Genomic DNA, 16,583 nt, shown 5'->3' with positions numbered 1-16,583 from the left:
TGGGTGTGGTAGACTTCACCTAAAAGGTGCTCCTCTCTTTGGGTGTAGTGTTCTCGACAAACACCATTCTACCAAAGATTTGGGCACTTTTTTATGTTTTCAATGAACGGTACTTTCGAAATTTAGGTTTATGTCAAGTTGCCTTGTTTCAAGTAACCGATGCGCATTCATGATACAATAAAACTAAGAAAATGATCGGAAAAGCGGACCGAGGAGAGGAACAAAGCGATTATGGGTTATGCCTTGGAACTGAAAAATGTGACATATACGTACGAGGGAGAACGAAAGCCCGCGCTTCGCGACGTTTCGTTACAGGTGCGGCGCGGGGAATTCGTGCTCGTCGTCGGACCGGGCGGAGCCGGCAAAACGACGTTATGCCAAGTCTTGTGCGGGATCGCCCCGAGAACGACGGGCGGCAAGCTGACCGGCGGCGTTGAGGTGAACGGCAAGGACCTATCGCAACGAACTATGCCCGAGCTGGCGGGCGGCATCGGCATCGTGTTTCAAGATCCCGACGCCCAGCTTTGCAATATTTATGTGGAGGACGAGGTGGCGTTCGGGCCGGAAAATTTGCGCGTCGATCCGGCGGAAATTCGGGAGCGGGTGACGGATTCCTTGCGGCAGGTCGGGCTGTCCGGCTTCGAGCGCCGCAAAGTGTTCGAGCTGTCCGGCGGCCAGAAGCAAAAAGTGGGCATCGCGTCGGTTCTATCCATGCATCCGGACATTCTGCTGTTCGACCAGGCGACCGCGGGTCTCGATCCGCAGTCGGCGAAGGACGTCTTCGAACTGCTCAAGAAGCTTCGCGACGAAGGAAATTATACGATTGTCGCGACGGAGACGAAGCCGGACGATATGATCCATCTGGTAGATCGGCTCGTCGTGATGGAAGCGGGCATGATCGTATTCGACGGCGCCCCCCGCGAATTACTCGCGCGATATGGGGACCGATTGGCCGATATGGGACTATGGGTGCCCGAAATTTCGGAACTGGCCCACGCTTTGCGCCGGGACGGCTATGCGTTCCGCGAATTTCCGCTTACGGTCGAGGAAGCCTACAGCCAGATGAAAGGCTTATGGAAGGTGAAGGAGGAGGAGGCGGTTGCCGGAGCATCCGGCCCCCTTAGGCACAACACCGCGGAACCGCGGGCGGGGCAGCCAATGCAAGCATCCCGTCACGAGGCCATTACGGTTCGGAATGCGAACTATACGTATCCGAACGGCGCGAAGGCGCTCAGCGGCGTCAGCTTCTCTGTGAAAACCGGGGAATTCGTCGCGATCCTCGGTACGAACGGTTCGGGGAAAACGACGCTGGTCAAGCATATATTGGGATTGATCCGCCCCGCGCGCGGCACCGTCTGGGTAGACGGTCAGGATGCGGCCGGACGAACGCTGTACGAATTGACCGATAGGATCGGTTTCGTATTTCAAAATCCGGAGCATCATTTCGTCACCGATACCGTGTTCGAGGAAGCGGTCTACAGCCTGCGTGTCCGGAGCGGGTTGAAGCATGGGGAGGCGCTGCCGCGGCATATTGCCGACCAAGGCATGAAGGCGCTGGAATTCGCCGGCTTGGCGGACGCGAAGGATCGCAACCCGTATACATTGAGCGGAGGGGAGAAGCGGCGTTTAAGCGTCATTTCTGCGCTTATGCTCGGACAGCAGATTTTGATCATGGACGAGCCGACAACCGGGCAAGATTATGCGAGCTCGATCCAACTGCTTGATTGGTGCCGCGAATGGAACGAACAAGGGAAGACGATCGTCATGATTACCCATCATATTCCGCTTGTTTGCCGCTATGCGAACCGGGTGCTCGTCATGCATGAAGGCGAATTGAAATACGACGGCAGCGTGAGCGGGTTGTTTGCGGAAGACAACATTTTGCGCGAAGCTTCGCTATCGGAGCCGCCCGTGTCGCAATTGGCGAATCGGCTCGCCGGCGCTCCGCTCCCGCAATCCGTCGTTACCGTTCGGCAATTTCGGGATCGGATCGTATTCGCGGGAGAGCGAATGTAGAAAAGAGCCTGTTCCCGACCTATTTCTTATGGTAAGCTCAAACTACCAATTGCCATTTATTTCATTCTTTTGGAAAAGGATCTTGAATGAATGAACGTACAAGGTTATGAAATCTACCACATTTTATATGAGGATGCAACGACAGTCATTGGTCGGGCGTACCGCTCCAAAGACCGGTTTCCCGTCTTGTTGAAACTGGGGAACATCGGGGCGCATATGCCTATCGACGAGGATGCGGCGCGGTACGCGGGAGACGAAGCAGCGGCGCGCAAACGGAAAATAAGCGGCTTCGTTGCGCCTTTTGCCGTGGAAAGAAGCGAGACTTCCTATATGCTCGTTTACGAGGATGCAGGAGGAGAGCCGCTGCGATCCATATTGCGGGAAGGGCGGCTGTCTATGGAACGGTTTCTGCGCATCGCCGTTCGTTTGGCCGATATCGTCGGCCAGCTTCATCAAGAGCATATGCTTCATGGCGACATAACGCCGGAAAATATAATCGTCGATACAGGGACGTGGACGCCGAGACTCGTCGATTTCGGCGGGACCGTCCATATGGCGGAAAGGACGCCGGGCGCTCGCTCTTGGCAGGGAACGATGCAATATATGTCCCCGGAGATGACCGGCCGCTTGGGCCGTCAAGCGGATGAACGGGCGGACCTGTATTCATTGGGCGTCACTTTGTACGAAGCGATCACGGGACGGCTTCCGTTCGACGCTTCCGCCCCGATCGAATGGGTCCATGCGCATCTTGCCAAAACGCCCGTTCCGTTAGACGACATCGTCCCCGGCGTTCCGGGAGCCGTTTCCGGAATCGTGATGAAGCTGCTCTCCAAAAACCCGGAAGACCGTTATCAGAGCGCATTCGGATTGCAAGCGGATTTGGAGCGCTGCTTGGAACGATGGAACGAAGAAGGAGCAATCGGGGATTTTACGTTGGGTGAGGCCGACAGGAGCGGCGTCTTCCGAATCCCGGCCGATCTGTACGGACGCGAGCGGGAAATGGCATTTATCCGGGACAAATACAGGTGGACTTGCCTCGGATCGACGGAAATTATTATCTTATCGGGCCCGGCCGGAATCGGCAAGACGGCGCTGGTTCAGCAAATACGGCAGCTGGTTGCCGGCGGGAAAGGCTGCTTCGCTGCGGGGAAATTCGAGCAATTCGATCGCGACGTTCCTTACGCGCCGCTAATCGCGGCCTTTCGCGATTTGGTCCGGCGCATCTTAAGCGAAGACGAGCAAGCAGTCGCCTTATGGAAGAAGCGGCTAAGCGGCGCGCTCGGAACGAATGCCGCGTGGGTTGTCGACCTCATCCCGGAGATTAAATTGCTGACCGGCGACGTTCCTCCGCCCGAGACGTTGACGTCCGCGGAATCGCAGCATCGGTTCCAGCTCGCTTTTCGCAGCTTGCTTCAAGCGTTCGCCCGCAAAGACAGCCCGCTTATCTTGTTTTTGGACGATTTGCAATGGGCCGATGCGGCTTCCCTCTCGATGCTGCAATCCTTTGTCAAAGATCCCGGAAGCGAGTGCTTGCTGCTCATCGGCGCTTTCCGCGACGATTCGTCCAATGACAGTCAAGCGCTTGCGCCGATCCTGGACCAATGGCAGCAATACGGCGTCGGCGTTCACGAACTTGCCTTGACGCCATTGACCGCGGAAAACTTGAACCGGATCGTAGCCGACACGCTTCAATCCGATCCCGACCTCACTCTATCGCTTACCCGAATTCTTTTTCGAAAAACGGCGGGGAATCCGTTCTTTTTCAAGCAATTGTTCAAATCCGCATACAACGAAGGCATGCTAACATACAGCAAAAAACGAAAACGTTGGGAATGGGAGGAAGAGCGGATCCAATCCAAGGAAGCGGCCGACGACTTGCTCCAATATATGATTGCGAAAGTGAACGCATTGCCCGCCCGCGCCGTGACGACGCTGGCGCTCGCGGCATGTCTTGGCAGCAAATTCGATCCGGAACTGCTGGCAGAGGTAGAACGGCTGCCGTTCGAGCGGCTCGCAGCCGAGTTGCGGATCGCCGTTCGGGAAGGGCTGATCGTTCCGACGGAAGAGGAGGCGAATTCCGCTTATCGTCCCGAGCGTCCGTCAGATGCCGGCCCGGCCGCCGCGATACAACGATCCGGTCCGGGGGAACAGGGCGTCAGTCGAGTCTGGTATTCATTTCTGCACGACCGTATTCAACAAGCGGCGTATTCGCTGCTCGACGAAGAACGGCGCAGCGTCTTCCATTGGGAAGTCGGCCGCAGGCTGCTGGAACGGGGGGACGCTTCCTCCGATCCGGCTCTCCTGTTCGACCAGGCGAAGCATCTCAACTTAGGCGCTTCGCACATGAAGGATGATTGCGACAGGCTGCGACTTATGGAATTGAATCTCGCTGCGGGCCGCAAAGCGAAATCGTCGTCGGCCTACGACGCGGCCGTTGAATGGTTCCGCGCCGGGACCGAACGGGTGCGGGAAAAGGACTGGGCCGAACGGTTTGAGATCTGTTTCGCGCTTTATCTGGAACAGATGGAATGCGAATATTTATGCGGCGAATTTGGCCGGGCCGAGTATTTAGGAGAACAGTTGAACCGGCGTTCGCGCAATCCGCTGGACCGGGGCGCCATCTGCAAGGTGATCGCCACGCAACGCGTCAACCTCGGCCAATATGCGGAAGCGATATCCGCGGGGCTGCAAACGCTCAAGGAATTCGGCATTGTCGTCTCGCCCAAGCCGGCAAGATATGCGGTCGTCAAAGAAATGACGCTTGCAAGAATGCAGCTTGGCAAACGAATCGAGCGGCTGGCCGATTTGCCCGCGATGGAGAACGAGCATGTCAAGATGGCGATGGACATTATGTTCACGTTGGCCGCGCCGACGTTCTTTTCCAATAAAGAAGTATTTACCGTCATGATGTCCCGATCGGTTCGCTTATCGTTGGAGTACGGTTTATGCGCCGCCTCGTCCGCCGCATTCGCGGCATTCGGGCTGATGAACAGCTTTGGGCTGGGCGATTACAAGACCGGATACCGCTTGGGGGAAGCCGGCTTGGCATTGGCGGACAACGGGCGGATCGCTTCCATCCGCAGCAAAACGTACGTTATTTTCGGCTTGCTGACGCAATGGCTTGCTCATGTGAGCGAAGGGGAGGCGTATTTGGAGAAAGCGTTGCAATTCGGGCTTGAATCGGGCGATTACGTTTTCGCCAGCTACGCGATGGGTGCGCATGTCAATTCGCTGTATACGACGCAGAAATTAGAAGACTTGAACCGGAAAATTACGCATTATCTGCAAATTCTCGAAGAGACGAAAGATGAATTCGTTATCGATAACTTTCATTTGTTTCAACAATGGATTATGGCGTTGCAAGGGAAAACGGAACATTCGTTATCCTTCGATACGGCCGATTTTCGCGAATCGGAGTTTCTGAACCGGATGAAAGGCAAGCAATTCGCAGCCACCACGCTGTTCCAATACTATACATATCGGGTGCAGCTTCATTATTTATACGGAGATTATGCGAAAGCGCGGGAATTTGCGGAAGCCGCGAGGCCTTATTCGGCTTACGCGACGCATTTGCCGCATGTGGCGGAATGTTGTTACTATGAGGCGCTGGCCGTTGCGGCGCAATATGACGACGCCGGAACCTCCGACCGGAAAAGGATGATGCGGCGCTTAAAGCGAAACTGCAAGCAAATGCGCAAATGGGCCGAATTCGCCCCGGACAATCATATGCATCGATTGCGTTTGGCGGAGGCGGAAATGGCCCGGATTGCGGGCGACAGCCGTATGGCGATGCAATTGTATGAGCAGGCGATCCAAGCGGCGACGGCAAACGAATATGTCCCGGCCATCGCGGTCGCCTTGGAGAGAGCGGCTTGCTTCTACCGGGATGCCGGCGTGGAGCGAAGCGCCGCCATGTACGCTTCCGGCGCTTACGATGCCTATATGGCATGGGGGGCGAGCGTGAAGGCGAACCGAATGATCGGACAGTTCCCGGGCATAGGGCTCTTCGATGTTCCCGGAAATGCCGGGAAGTTCGGTCCGTCCGTCCCGCTGGCGGCAACCCCGGCAGATCATGAAGCGGCCGCGGGAAAAGCGCCGCCCGTCGCGGCTTCCGCTGTTGGAACGTCGCCGGTCGCAAGCTCAGTCGTCTATCGTTCGTCTCGCCCCGCGCTTCCGGAAGGCGAAACATTGGATTTGGCAACGATTGTGAAAGCTTCGCAGAGCGTGTCCGAAGCGATGGACCTGAGCGAGCTGCTGCATCGTTTCATGGCGTTGATTATCGAGAACGCGGGCGCCCAACGGGGGTATCTGGTCGTCGAAAACGGCGGACGGCTGGAAATCTCGGCGGCTTTGGACGTGAAGGAACAGTGCGGAACAGTCGCCGGGGACGTTTCCTTGGAAACGAACGGCGGGATTTCCGAAGCGATCGTACGCTACGTGTTCCGGACAGGCGAAGAGATTGTCCTTGCAAATGCCGTGCAAGAAGAAATGTTCGCGCATGAGGAAGCGATACTTCGTCACGCCACGCGTTCGATTCTATGCGTACCGGTTCCCGTACAAGGCGAGATTGGCGGCATTCTCTATTTGGCCAACGACGATATGGCAGGCGCATTTGCAGCCGCGCGCCGGGGAGTGCCGCATATGCTTGCCGTCCAAGCCGTTTACGTGACAAAACTGCTGCGGTCTTTCGGCGAGACGAGCATTGCCGTCGAATCGGCGAATCGGCCCGAAACATTAAACACAGCGTACACGGAACAGCGGGAACGGACGGACGGGGCGGAACGGGAGCCTTCAAGCCAAGAGCAAGCCCCGGCGATGACGGATCCGCTGACCGAGCGCGAACTCGACGTGCTAAACTTAATGGCCGCGGGATTATCGAATCAGGAGATTGCGGACCGGCTTGTCATCGCCGTCGGTACGGTCAAATATCATGTCAAAAATATTTTCGCCAAACTTCATGTCAAACGACGGACGATGGCGGTAGCCGAGGCGAAGAAATACAATTTGATTCAAGGAGAAACGCGGGATTAGCCTTTTTGTCAGAAAATCGATCCTTTCGCAGTCTATATAACAGGTCGATGCATTGCGGGGTGTGAAATCATTGGATGACAAATTGAGACAGAGGCTGGACTCGTTGGCGGACAAAGAACGGGAAATAAGGGTGCGGGAGGCGTCCGCTCCGGAAGACTTGTCCGAAGCGGACGACGGATATCTGGTGCGGCAAGCCCAGAGCGGAAACCGCCAAGCCTTCGGAGAGTTGGTGCGGCGTCATCGAAGCCGGATTTACGGTTACGCGCAGACGATCACGCATGAGCCCTTCATGGCGGAAGATATTGTGCAGGATGCGCTAACGAAAGCATTTCTGCATTTGGGGAGGCTGTCTTCGATCGATCGATTCCTGCCTTGGCTGCACCGGATCGTCCGCAATCAGGCGTACACGAAGCTGAGGAGCGGAGCGGCCGCGAAAGAGCGGGCGTTTACCGCGCTGCGGCTGCCGGCGTCCGAGGAGCCGGCCCGGGAAGAGGGTTGGCGGGATATGGATTTCGTTCTGCGCCGGTTGTCCCGCTCCCTTGCCGAGCGCAAGGCGCAGGAGACCGATCCCGAAGCGAGGCTGATGCGAAGCGAATTGCTGGAGACGATCATAGGAATGCTGCGTTGTCTGAACAAGCGGGAGAGACGCATATTCGAGGCACATTTCTTCGAACAGCTGTCGCCGCAGGAAATATCGAAGCTGTTCCAGCTTTCGTCCGCCAATGTGTATCAATTGATTTCCCGTTCTAGGAAAAAAGTCGTTCAGGAGAACATCCGGATTGTCGTTGACCAATACGTTCAGAATAGAAAGGAATTCGGTCAAATGAAAAAAACAATTCTACCGAAACACCGGACGCTCGCTGAAATGCAATCATGGCTTACGGCGCCGGAAGCGCTGTACGCCGCCGTCCAATATACGGATCGGGCTTGCTCGCTTCCGCTCGCGATGGGCTTGACGGGGCAAGCGTTCCGGATCGGCATTTTCCAGGACGATGTGCATATCGCGGGTCCGACGGCGTTCGATTTTGCCGGGCTGCTTACCTCGGGGCTGCGCAACCTCGGATTTGATTCGCGCTATGTATCCGGAATGAAGCCCACGATCGGACAAAACTCCAATCTTGCCGATCCGGCGGAAATGTCGGAGCAAGCGAGGGAACGCAGAAAGCTTCCCGACGCGTTGCCCGAGGCGCTGGAGCTCATTCATCGCTCCATTGACCGGGGCTATCCGGTCGTGGCTTGGGATTTGTTTATCCCCGAGTTCGGCGTGATCTACGGTTACGACGACGAGCAGCGCCGCCTGTTGGCCGTCGAATGCGCGCGGGAAGACGTTCTTCCTTACGAACATTTGGGACGCGGCATGTTGGAAGATCTGTTCGTGATCGCGATTGAAGGTCCGGTCGAGATCGACAAGCGGACCGCTCTCCGCAATGCTTTGCAAACGATTATGCGGCATTATGACGGCGAGGAGGAGCGGATCGACCGCTGCGTCACCGGTTTGGCCGCCTATGAGACGTGGCGGGAAGCCTGCCGCGGCGGACGAATCGAACCGAACGGCAATTCGTACAATATTAGCGTATTGCGGGATGCCCGCCGGTATGCGGCGGCGTTTCTGGAGGAAGCGAGCGCGGAATGGCTGGAGGGCGAAGCGGGCATGGACCGCATTCGCGAAGCAAGCCGCGAAGCGGCCGCGCTGTACCGCGAGATGAGCGTACCGCTCGACGAACTGCAGCGCATGTTCCCGTTCCCCGAAGGCGGCCGGCCGAACGATCCGGCGCAGGCGGAGCGCGCTGCACATTTGCTCCAATCGGTCGAATCGCTCGAACGGCAAGCGGTCGCTTTGCTCCGGCATATGTACGCCGAGCTCGACGGATCGTCTTAATCTCTCTCTAACAACATAACTCTCACCACTGCCGGGACGCTCTTAATGGGGCGTCCTTGTATTTTTCCCCGGGTTAGTTCATATTGAATTCATAATTGTATCGTATAGTCTTCCCATAGAGGAAGTTCAAAAAGTCCCCTTTTGATCACGAAGCATGTCTGAGAGCGGATTCGACATCGAATCTTGCGTTCACCCTCGAAGTCCGGTGCTCATGTAGGTTTTGCCTACACTCCGCTCCTCCTTCTTCGGGTTCTCGCAACCTTCTCGGTGCTGAAAAGTTTGCTTTTTGAACTTGTATCATAAAGAAAGATTCAGATGAGGAGTGGGAACCATATGAGCAAAGAAAAAACGCCGGGCGGTTGGCGCCCTTTTATCGATTTGATCAGACAAACGAATCCGTCCAAGCTCATGCTCGGCATCGCGATTTGCATGAGCGTGGCGGCAACGGTGGTCAGTTTGACGATCCCGCTGTTTACGAAAAATTTCGTCGACAGTTTCTCGCTCGCTTCCATCAGCGGGAGCCAAATCGCCATATTGGCCGTCGTCTTTGTCGCGCAAGCGATCACCGGAGGCGTGTCGGTATATTTGTTAAACCATGTCGGCCAGAAAGTCGTTGCCGGGCTCAGGGACCGGTTGTGGAGCAAGCTGCTCGTTCTGCCGGTTCCCTATTACGACGAGCATCAGACGGGTGAAACGATCAGCCGGATGACGAACGATACGGGCGTCGTCAAAGGGCTGATTACCGAGCATGTAACGGGTTTTTTCACCGGGATCATATCCGTGATCGGGTCGATTGCGATTTTGCTCGTGCTTGATTGGCGAATGACGCTGTTAATGCTCGTTGCCGTTCCGCTTGTCGCCGCCGTTCTCGTGCCGCTCGGGCGGCAAATGTTCAAGATTTCCAAAGGGCTGCAGGACGAGACGGCCCGATTCACGGTGATTTTGAATCAGGTGCTGTCGGAGATCCGCTTGGTCAAGTCCTCCAACGCCGAGCCGCTAGAGTATGAGAACGGGAAGAAGGGCATCGTGAATTTGTTCCAATTCGGGCTGAAGGAGGGAAAAGTGCAGGCGTTGATCTCGCCGTTAATGTCTTTCGTACTTATGGTGGTGCTTGTTGTCATTATCGGGTACGGCGGAGTGCGGGTTTCATCAGGCGCCTTGACGGCCGGCGACTTGGTTGCTTTCATCCTGTACCTTTTTCAAATCGTCATGCCGCTTGGCCAAATTACCGCTTTTTTCACTCAGCTTCAGAAGGCGAAAGGGGCTACCGAACGCATTATCGCGACGCTGGACGCGGATGAGGAAGACTTTGCCGCCGGACGGGAACTGCAAGACGCGGGCCTGCCGATATCGGTGGAACATGTTTCCTTCGCGTATCCGACAGGGGAAGAAGTGTTGAAGGATGTCAGCTTCTCGGTGCAGCCCGGCGAGGTTACCGCCATTGTCGGGCCGAGCGGCGGCGGGAAAACGACGCTGTTCTCGCTGCTCGAACGATATTACCGGCCGCAAAGCGGGGAGATCAAGCTCGGAGACGAACCGATCGATCGTTATACCCTCCGGTCTTGGCGCAGCCGTATCGGTTACGTTTCGCAAGAAAGCCCGCTGATTGCCGGAACGATCCGCGACAATATTTGTTACGGATTGGGCCGGGACGTTAGCGATGTGGAATTGAGACGCGCCGCTCAAATGGCGTACGCCGATCAATTCATCCAAGAATTCCCCGATGGATACGACACGGAAGTCGGGGAACGGGGCATGAAGCTGTCGGGCGGCCAACGGCAAAGAATCGGCATTGCGCGGGCGTTGTTGCGGGATCCGGAAATCCTTATGCTGGACGAGGCTACTTCCAGCCTGGACAGCAAATCGGAAATCGTCGTGCAGCAAGCGTTGCAAAATTTGATGAAAGGCCGGACGACGCTCGTTATCGCCCATCGCTTGTCGACCGTGGTGGAGGCGGATCAAATCTTGTTTGTGGAAAAAGGACGCATTACCGGCAGCGGAACGCATGACGAATTGCTGCAATCCCATGCCATGTACCGCGAATTTGCCGTGCAGCAGCTTCGCATTAAAGAAATGGGGGTAACGTAAGCGAAAGGAAGGTGGGCAAGGCGATGATCAAAATATTGATTGTAGACGACGATCCGCATATCCGGGAACTGGTCGGCTTGTTTTTGCGCAACGAAGGATTTGATGTCTACGAAGCTTCCGACGGGTTGGAGGCGCTCGAACTATTGGAGTCGGTGAAAGCCGATATGATCATACTCGATGTCATGATGCCGAATATGGACGGTTGGAAGCTTTGCGCGGAATTGAGAAAATCGTATGATCTCCCCGTGCTCATGTTGACGGCGAAAGGCCAGACGGCGGATAAGGTGAAAGGGTTCGAGCTCGGCACGGACGACTATCTCGTCAAGCCGTTCGAACCGGTCGAACTGGTCGTTCGAGTCAAGGCGTTGCTGAAACGGTACCGGATCGCGGTATCCCAGACGGTGCAAATCGGCGAGCTGACGTTGAACCGCAAGACGTTTGAAGTATCGGTCGGCGATCAAAGCATGACATTGCCCTTGAAAGAATTCGAACTGCTGTTTATGCTGGCCAGCTATTCGGGCAAGACGCTGTCGCGGGAGCAATTGATCGAACAAATATGGGGGTACGATTACGAAGGCGACGAGCGGACGGTCGACGTTCATATTAAACGGCTTCGCGAACGCTTTCCCGAAGAAGAGCATTCCTTCCGCATCGCTACCGTGCGCGGCCTGGGATATCGGCTGGAGACGCAGGCATGAAGCGTTTTGTTAAGCACCTTTTCGGTATTTTGGTGTTTCTTGCCGGTACGGGCGCCTGTTCGGCGCTCGCCTATTACTTGACCGCTTTGCTCTATTTCGGCATCGATAAAGAACCGCATGATCTGATCAAATATTTGATCAATTTTTTCCTGAGCTTTCTGCTCATATTCGGCTGTTTCTATATCATTGGAAAATTGGCGCGCGCCAAGCATGTCGATCAGTTCAAATTGCTCATTGATGCGATCAAAAAGATCGCCAAAGGCGATTTTAACGTCGATCTGAAGGAGGTCTCCAAAGACAAGGGACCTTGGACGGTGCTGGCCGACAGCATCAGCGATATGGCCGTTGAATTGAACCAAATGGAACAGATGAGGCAAGAATTCATTTCGAACGTATCCCATGAAATTCAGTCTCCGCTCACCTCGATCAGCGGCTTTACGAAAGTGCTGCGGCAGGAGCATCTCACACATGAGGAACGCATGCATTACCTTGGCATTATCGAGACGGAAAGCGTGAGGCTGTCCCGGCTCAGCGAAAATTTGCTCAAGCTGACCTCGCTGGAATCCGAACATCCTCCGTTCGACCCGAAGCCTTACCGCCTCGACAGGCAGCTGCGCGATATCGTATTGGCGTGCGAGCCGCAATGGTTGGAGAAGGGGATTGAGATGGAGATCGATTTGCAGGAAGCGAGCATCGTCGCCGACCGCGACTTAATGAGCCAAGTATGGATCAATTTGATTCACAACAGCATTAAATTTACGCCTAGCGGCGGTACGATCGCCATTGAAATGCTCCGCCAGGAAGATAAAACGCTTGTCCGCATTTCGGATACCGGGATCGGGATCGCGGAAGAGGACCAGTTGCATATGTTCGAGCGGTTCTACAAAGCCGACAAATCGCGCAATCGTTCGGAAGGGGGAAGCGGTCTAGGGCTGTCGATCGTCAAAAAGATCGTGGAAATGCATCGGGGCGATCTTTCCGTCCAAAGCGAGCTTGGCGCAGGCACGACCATTACCGTCTCCATATAAACAAGGGACAGGAAAACAGAAACAGGAAACTTTTTGCCGTTTTGGAAACAGAACGCTATATCATTCCCGTTACAAAATTGTCATAATGAGTTGGAAAGGGGATGGTATAGTGCGCAAATCCGTCATTTTGGCGACTAGTATCGCATGTATCGTATCTGCCGCTTTGATGATCGAATCTACCGGCAAAGCTTCCGCTCCTTCCTATGCTCCGGCCGAGGCGCAAACCGCGTCCGCGGCGGCACAGACTGTTGCGGCGGCTATGCCCGTCCCTGCCGTCGCGTCCGTTCAAACGGCGCAGGCGCAATGGGAGAAGACGGCGGATCGTATTATAGATATGGGCAAAACTTATTATGGCACACCGTATGTATTCGGAGCCGAGCGTTTTCAGGACAGCACGTTCGACTGCTCTTCTTTCGTACAATTTCTATACGATAAAGAAGGCATTTCCTTAGGATGGAATTCGCGAGAGCAAGCGGTGCAAGGAGAGACGATTCCGTTCGACCAAATGCGCAAAGGCGACTTGATGTATTTCTCCGATGAAGATTACCCGAACGAACAGGGGATCAATAAAGTGAGACATGTCGGAATCTATATGGGCGACGGCAAAATATTGCATACGTATGAGGAAGGAATCGGCGTCATCGTTAGCGATATTCACGGCGACAAGCTCGAAGGCGAATATTGGTACGAACATTTTCTATGGGCGAAACGGGTTATTCCCGAATGAATATAAAGAGTAGTTTGGTATAAAAATAGGGAACGGAAGTGTCATCCGATGATAGATGGCATTGCCGTTCCTTTTTCATTGGTCCGCGTTCCTTCCTCCTCTCGCGAGTTTGCTATAATAGATGGAAGGATAGACAGAGCCGTTTAGGAGGAACATATGTAATGGAGTTGATACGCCAATGGCCAGTTTGCCTATTGAATCGATATTGCCGGCGCTGAAGGAAAGTCTTCGCGCCCGCTCGAACGCAGTTGTTATTGCGTCTCCCGGCGCCGGGAAGACGACGCGGATTCCGCTCGCTCTTCTGGACGAACCGTGGCTGCAAGGCCGCCGGATCGTGATGCTGGAGCCCCGCCGTCTCGCCGCCCGTTCCGCCGCCCGTTATATGGCGCGTTCGTTAGGCGAAGATGTCGGGGAGACGGTAGGGTACCGCGTCCGAATGGACAGCCGCGTCGGGAAGTCGACACGCATCGAAGTGATCACCGAAGGCGTTCTTACCCGGCTGTTGCAGGCGGATCAAGCATTGGAAGAGGTGGGGATCGTCATCTTCGACGAATTCCATGAGCGCAGCCTGCATGCGGACTTGGGGCTGGCGCTATGCCTGCAATCGCAAGCCGTGCTGCGGGACGACTTGCGAATTCTCGTCATGTCGGCGACGTTGGAAGCGGAGCCCGTCTCCGCCTTATTGGGCGATGCGCCGGTATTGGTTAGCGAAGGCCGGAGCTTCCCGGTAGAGACGCGCTATTTGCCGCGGCGAGGCGAGGAGCGGATGGAGGATCGCGTTGCGCGAACGGTGCTGGACGCTCTCGCCGAACAGGAGGGCGATATACTGGCGTTCCTGCCGGGGGCGGGGGAAATTCGCAGAGTGGAATCGTGGCTTGCGGAGCGCATCCGCGATCCGCGCATCCGCATTTCGCCGCTCCACGGCAGCTTGCCGCAGGAAGGGCAAGACGCGGCGATCGCGCCTTGTCCGCCGGGCGAACGGAAAGTGGTGCTGGCGACGTCGATTGCCGAGACAAGCTTGACGGTCGAGGGGGTTCGCGTCGTGATCGACAGCGGACTCATGCGCGTGCCGCGCTTCTCTCCGCGCACCGCTATGACGCGGCTTGAGACCGTCAACGTGTCGCGGGCGTCGGCCGATCAGCGGCGCGGCCGCGCAGGCCGTTTGGGGCCGGGGATATGCTACCGGCTATGGACCGAGCAAGAAGAGCGCCGGTTGGAGGCGCGCAGCACGCCGGAACTGCTCGCGGCCGATCTTGCGCCGCTGACGCTGGAGCTTGCCGCGTGGGGCGTATCCGATCCGGCGGAGCTTAGCTGGCTCGACCCGGTGCCGGAGGCGGCTTATGCGCAAGCGCGCGATTTGCTGCGGCAGTTGGGAGCGCTCGGACCGGAAGGAAACGTCACGCCGCACGGCAGACGCATGGCGGAATTGGGCTTGCATCCCCGCCTGGCGCATATGCTGCTGCGGGCGGAGACTTTGCGGCTCGGCGGGCTGGCTTGCGAATTGGCGGCTTTACTGAGCGAGCGGGATATGTTCCGCGGCGCCGGCGCGGCGCCGGACGCGGATATCCGGCTGCGGATCGAGGCTTTGCGCAGCCAATCGGCGGGGAAGGCGGATACATATAGCTCCGGCGCCGGCGCAGGGAGGGCTTACTCGATCGATTGGGCCGCTTCGCGGCGCATCCTGTCCGAGGCGAACCATTGGAAGCGAATGCTGGGAATCGCGCCGGATGCCGGGGGAAGCGCAGACGCTTGCGGTTTGCTGCTTGCCTTCGCCTACCCTGATCGCATCGCCAAGCGCAGGGAGAATGGCCGCTATTTGCTCAGCAACGGGCGCGGCGCGGCCTTCGCCGAGCTTCAGCCGCTCGCAAGCGCGCCGTACCTGGTAGCGGCGGAGCTCGACGATCAAGGGGCGGAAAGCCGCATTTATCTGGCGGCGCCCGTGGCGGAGAGCGAGCTGGAACGGCATTTCGGCGTCCATATAATGGAAAGTTCCATCATCGCATGGGACCGGGAAGCGCAGGCGGTGCGCGCCCGAACGCGCAAACTTCTCGGCGCGCTGGTAATCAGGGAGGCCCCGCAGCCGGAACCGGATCCGGAAGGAACGTCGGCCGCCCTCATGCAAGGCATACGCGAGGAAGGATTGGCGATCCTTCCCTGGACGCGGGCGGCGCGGCAGATGCAAGCGCGTCTGCGATTCATGCACAAGCACGAACCCGGCTGGCCGGATGCTTCCGACGAAGCGCTGGCCGCCTCGCTGGAAGAGTGGTTAGCTCCATACGCGGGCGGAATGAGAAGCCGCGGCGATCTCCAGCGATTGAATCTCGTCTCGGCGCTGGAGGCGGCGCTCTCATGGGACAAGCGCCGGGAACTGGACGATTGCGCTCCTACGCATATTACCGTTCCCAGCGGCTCGCGCATCCCGATCGATTACAGCGACCCGGACGGCCCGGTATTGGCCGTCCGTTTGCAAGAAATGTTCGGGCTGACGGAAACGCCGCGGCTCGCGCGGGGCAAAGTGCCGCTCATACTGCATCTGCTCTCGCCGGCGCAGCGGCCGGTGCAGGTGACGCGCGATCTGGCCGGATTTTGGAGCAAAACTTACTTTGATGTGCGCAAAGATTTGAAGGGGCGATATCCGAAGCATTATTGGCCGGACGACCCGCTAAGCGCGCCGCCGACGAACCGCGTTCGCCCGCGGTAATTTGACGGCAGCGATCGCGGTAACCGTAAGAAACTACGGTAACCGTAAGAAACTACGGTAACGGTGAAAACCTACCACATAGGATGGTGCCGAATTTCTAAATCGCTGTCGAAGTTCAAATTTGTAACGGATCTCAGAGACCTTAATGTGGAAAATGACAGGCTATTCGGATTCTAACGGATGTGAGCGCACTTATTCCTTGTTTTTCTTGCGAGAAACAAGCAAAGGACCGCAATTAAGGTTTCTCAGTTCCGTTACATTTCAAAACGTCTCATTTTTGCGAAAATAGAGTCTCCTGCTTCACTAGCGTTGCACCGAATGTTTTACTGCGTTTCAAGCAGATGATTGCGATAGGGATGAACAAGGTTAACGGATTTTGGAGGCCTTATTTGATCCAATAACGCAATTTTGGCGG

General features: G+C 56.4%; 8 protein-coding genes. All 8 read left to right on the top strand.

The window, feature by feature from the left end; translation table 11 throughout:
- Positions 1-231: 231 nt before the first annotated feature.
- The 8 genes from LQ229_RS03415 (at position 232) to hrpB (ending at position 16,168) form a co-directional block, all read left to right on the top strand.
- A complete protein-coding gene (locus LQ229_RS03415) occupies positions 232-2,016 on the top strand; it encodes an energy-coupling factor transporter ATPase (protein WP_230190970.1) in 1,785 nt (594 codons plus the stop codon).
- 90 nt (positions 2,017-2,106) lie between these two features.
- A complete protein-coding gene (locus tag LQ229_RS03410) occupies positions 2,107-7,047 on the top strand; it encodes an AAA family ATPase (protein ID WP_230190969.1) in 4,941 nt (1,646 codons plus the stop codon).
- Between the two features lie 70 nt (positions 7,048-7,117).
- Positions 7,118-8,926 carry an RNA polymerase sigma factor gene (locus tag LQ229_RS03405; RefSeq protein ID WP_230190968.1) on the top strand — a complete coding sequence of 603 codons (1,809 nt, stop codon included), beginning with the start codon at positions 7,118-7,120 and terminating at the stop codon, positions 8,924-8,926.
- 333 nt (positions 8,927-9,259) lie between these two features.
- Positions 9,260-11,014, top strand: coding sequence for an ABC transporter ATP-binding protein (locus LQ229_RS03400; protein ID WP_230190967.1), 1,755 nt, complete (start codon positions 9,260-9,262; stop codon positions 11,012-11,014).
- Positions 11,015-11,037: 23 nt separating this feature from the next.
- Positions 11,038-11,712, top strand: a complete 675-nt coding sequence (locus LQ229_RS03395; protein ID WP_230190966.1) for a response regulator transcription factor — start codon at positions 11,038-11,040, stop codon at positions 11,710-11,712.
- Positions 11,709-12,740, top strand: coding sequence for a HAMP domain-containing sensor histidine kinase (locus LQ229_RS03390; protein WP_230190965.1), 1,032 nt, complete (start codon positions 11,709-11,711; stop codon positions 12,738-12,740). The genes LQ229_RS03395 and LQ229_RS03390 overlap by 4 nt, the downstream gene beginning before the upstream one ends.
- A gap of 109 nt (positions 12,741-12,849) precedes the next feature.
- Complete coding sequence (locus LQ229_RS03385) at positions 12,850-13,467, top strand: C40 family peptidase (protein WP_230190964.1); 618 nt, start codon at positions 12,850-12,852, stop codon at positions 13,465-13,467.
- A gap of 178 nt (positions 13,468-13,645) precedes the next feature.
- A complete protein-coding gene (gene hrpB / locus LQ229_RS03380; RefSeq protein WP_230190963.1) occupies positions 13,646-16,168 on the top strand; it encodes an ATP-dependent helicase HrpB in 2,523 nt (840 codons plus the stop codon).
- The last annotated feature ends 415 nt before the right edge of the window (positions 16,169-16,583 follow it).

The sequence above is a fragment of the Paenibacillus sp. CECT 9249 genome (genome assembly GCF_918697855.1).
Taxonomy (GTDB): Bacteria; Bacillota; Bacilli; order Paenibacillales; family Paenibacillaceae; genus MSJ-34.
This window is presented reverse-complemented; position numbering and strand designations above follow the sequence as displayed.

What these genes read in the sequence shown, in the direction of transcription:
- LQ229_RS03415 (WP_230190970.1), top strand. Translation starts at nt 232, where the DNA reads ATGGGTTATGCCTTGGAACTGAAAAATGTGACATATACGTACGAGGGA.
- LQ229_RS03410 (WP_230190969.1), top strand. Translation starts at nt 2,107, where the DNA reads ATGAACGTACAAGGTTATGAAATCTACCACATTTTATATGAGGATGCA.
- LQ229_RS03400 (WP_230190967.1), top strand. Translation starts at nt 9,260, where the DNA reads ATGAGCAAAGAAAAAACGCCGGGCGGTTGGCGCCCTTTTATCGATTTG.
- LQ229_RS03395 (WP_230190966.1), top strand. Translation starts at nt 11,038, where the DNA reads ATGATCAAAATATTGATTGTAGACGACGATCCGCATATCCGGGAACTG.
- LQ229_RS03390 (WP_230190965.1), top strand. Translation starts at nt 11,709, where the DNA reads ATGAAGCGTTTTGTTAAGCACCTTTTCGGTATTTTGGTGTTTCTTGCC.
- hrpB (WP_230190963.1), top strand. Translation starts at nt 13,646, where the DNA reads ATGGCCAGTTTGCCTATTGAATCGATATTGCCGGCGCTGAAGGAAAGT.